Below are 3,150 nucleotides of genomic sequence, written 5' to 3' on the forward strand. Positions count from 1 at the left end.
TATCGGGCTGGAAGATGTCCACGTTGGCGGCGAGGCTCTGCTCGGCGGCGAACTTGGCAAGGGCTTCGCATTCGCGATGATGAGCCTCGACAACGGCAGGATGTCGGTGGGCGCCGCAGCGACCGCTTATGCCCGCCGGGCGCTGGATAGCGCCATCCGATACGCGACCGAGCGCAAGGCATTCGGCGAGCCGATTGCCAACTTCCAGTTGATCCAGCAGATGCTCGCCCAGAGCGAGATCGAAATCTATGCCGCCGAATGCATGATGGACGATGTCACTCGGCGCGCCGACGCAGGCGAGAACATCTTGCGCAAAGCAGCGGCGTTCAAGGTTTTCGCGACAGAAATGTGCGGCCGCGTGGTGGATGCCTGCGTCCAGATCCACGGCGGTGCCGGCTATCTTGCCGAATACGATGCCGAACGTTTCTTCCGCGATGCGCGCATATATCGGATTTATGAAGGCACGACCCAGATCCTGCAACTCCAGATCGCTAAGCACATGCTGCGTGAATTTGCGGCGGCGAATTGACCTTCGTGGGTTGCACTTCATCCGCAGGCTGCACCATGGGCGGCCAGGGGGTTCATTCCGCCCCGCCCTGGCGCATGGCCAATTCGCCTGCGGGCCGGATCAAACGCCATGTATAATTTTCTCGATGGCCTATCGATCATTGAGGCATCGTCATTCGTCGCCTCTCCCACGGCGGGCCTTTATTGCGCGCAATTTGGCGCACAGGTGATACGCGTCGACCAGATTGGCGGCGGCCCCGATTACCGGCGCTGGCCTGTGACGGCGGCGAATGATTCGCTCTATTGGGAGAATCTCAATCGTGCAAAAAAGTCAGTCGCGGTTGATCTTCGCAGGCCTGAGGGGCGTGAAATAGTGCAGGAACTCGTGAGGGCAACCGGCCAGTTCATCACCAATTTTCCGGTGGATGGTTTCCTGTCCCATGCCCTCCTCGCGCAGGGGTGTCCGGATCTTGTCACCTTGCGGATAATGGGATGGGCCGATGGCTCGCCCGCGCTCGATTACACCATAAACAATGCCGTGGGATACCCTATGCTGACTGGAACGGGCCCCGATCCGGTCAATCATGTCCTGCCCGCATGGGATCTCATTTCCGGCGCATACGGAGCATTCGCCATGCTTGCCGCGATGCAGTGGCGAAGCACCAGTGGCGAAGGATGCGAGATCCGGCTGCCGTTGTCAGACGTGGCGATTGGCACGGTCGCCAACCTCGGTGGACTTGCAGAAATGCTCTATACGGGCCGGGATCGTCCGCGCCTTGGCAATGCAGTTTATGGTTTGTTCGGTCGCGACTTCACCACGCGCGACGGGGTGCGGACAATGATTGTCGTTGCCACGCATCGCCAGTGGGCCCATTTGCTGGGGGCGCTGGGCCTTTCCGAAGATGTTGCGGCCATCGAACAAGAGCGCGGTGTTTCTTTCGAACAGGATGACGGCCTCCGATATACCTTGCGTGACATGCTCTATCCCTTGTTTGAACGGGCGATCCGGTCGCGTGATTACGCCGATCTGTCTACTGCCTTCGATGCGGGGGGAATCGTCTTTTCGCCCTATCGCAGGATGCTTGATGCGGTTCACGATCCAGCGCTGGTAGCGAACAATCCGATTTTCGGGATGGTGCCAAATCCCAGCGGCTTCGACTATCCCGCCGCGGGCACATTCGCCACCGTTCCCCAAATGCACCGTCGGGATCCTTGTCCCGCGCCGTGCAATGGCCAGCATACCGAAGAAGTCCTGGCGGATCTGCTCTCGCTGCCTGCCGCCGAAATCGCCCGCCTGATCGACGCAGGTATTGTGGGCAACATGGCGAGTGGAGACCCGAAATGACCCTTCGTCGCGCAGCCATTGTCATGCCGATCCGCACTGCGGTGGGCAAGTGTGGCGGCTCTCTTTCGCCGATGACTGCAGGCGAGCTTGGCGCAGTCATCCTCAAGGCCCTGATCGAGCGCACGAAGATCGATCCCGCCCGGGTCGACGATGTCGTGGTCAGTCAGGGATATGGCAACGGCGAGGCGCCGGCCATCGGCCACTGGTCATGGCTGGCTGCCGACCTGCCGCTTGAAGTCCCCGGCTATCAGCTCGACCGGCGCTGCGGTTCGGGGCTACAGGCGATCGTCAACGCCGCGATGATGGTGCAGACGGGGATGTCCGACGTTGTTGTCGCCGGCGGGGTCGAATCAATGTCCAACGTCGAACATTATTCAACCGACCTTCGCGGGGGCAAACGTTCCGGCAGTATCACCCTTCACGACAGGTTGACGCGCGGACGCCTTATGTCTCAGCCGACGGAGCGTTTTGGTGTTATCTCCGGCATGATCGAAACGGCCGAAAATCTTGCCAGGGATTATGACATCAGCCGGGAACAGGCAGATGCCTATGCCGTGCGCAGCCACCAGCGGGCCGCGGCCGCCTGGGCGAATGGAATGTTCGACGACGAAATCGTGCCGGTTGTGGTGCCGCAAAGAAAGGGCGCGCCTGCCATCTTCGCACACGATGAAGGTTATCGCGGCGACGCGACGATGGCTTCGCTCGGCGCGCTGAAGGCGATTGAGGGCGGCGTCGTAACCGCTGGCAACGCCAGTCAGCAGAACGACGCCGCTGCCGCTTGCCTTGTGGTGGCCGAAGACAAACTCGACGAACTGGGGGTGGAACCGATCGCCTTTTATCATAGCTCGGCCGCGGCGGGCTGTGATCCCAGTCGTATGGGAATTGGTCCCGTTCCTGCAGTGCAACGCTTGTTCGCCCGCAGCGGCCTTGGCTGGGGCGATATTGATCTGGTTGAGCTGAACGAAGCCTTCGCACCGCAAGTCCTGGCGGTTCTGAAAGGATGGGGCTGGTCGGATGACGACGGCCGGAACGAAATCCTCAATGTCAATGGTTCGGGTATATCGCTTGGCCACCCGATCGGTGCAACCGGTGGTCGTATTCTTGCCAACCTTACCCGCGAACTTGTGCGCACGAAAGGCCGCTACGGTCTTGAGACGATGTGCATCGGCGGCGGACAAGGCATCGCCGCAATCTTCGAGCGCGCGGCCTGAAGGTGGCTGATCTGCGCCAGGCCCTGAACGCCGCGAGAGACTATCGCGACTCGGTCAAGGCAGCGTTGGGCGCGCGCTTGGTGTCCG

At 61.0% G+C, this 3,150-nt stretch carries 3 protein-coding genes; all 3 read left to right on the forward strand.

Annotated elements, in window-relative coordinates:
• The coding region (locus tag VMR39_RS23505) for an acyl-CoA dehydrogenase family protein (RefSeq protein ID WP_325419743.1) at nt 1-529 on the forward strand (529 nt) is incomplete at its 5' end.
• Between the two features lie 108 nt (nt 530-637).
• Nucleotides 638-1,852 carry a CoA transferase gene (locus tag VMR39_RS23510; protein WP_008828106.1) on the forward strand — a complete coding sequence of 405 codons (1,215 nt, stop codon included), beginning with the start codon at nt 638-640 and terminating at the stop codon, nt 1,850-1,852.
• Nucleotides 1,849-3,063, forward strand: coding sequence for an acetyl-CoA C-acetyltransferase (locus tag VMR39_RS23515; RefSeq protein ID WP_325419746.1), 1,215 nt, complete (start codon nt 1,849-1,851; stop codon nt 3,061-3,063). Before VMR39_RS23510 ends, VMR39_RS23515 begins: the two co-directional genes overlap by 4 nt.
• The last annotated feature ends 87 nt before the right edge of the window (nt 3,064-3,150 follow it).

It is taken from the genome of Sphingobium sp., assembly GCF_035511395.1.
In the GTDB taxonomy this organism is placed as follows: Bacteria; Pseudomonadota; Alphaproteobacteria; order Sphingomonadales; family Sphingomonadaceae; genus Sphingobium.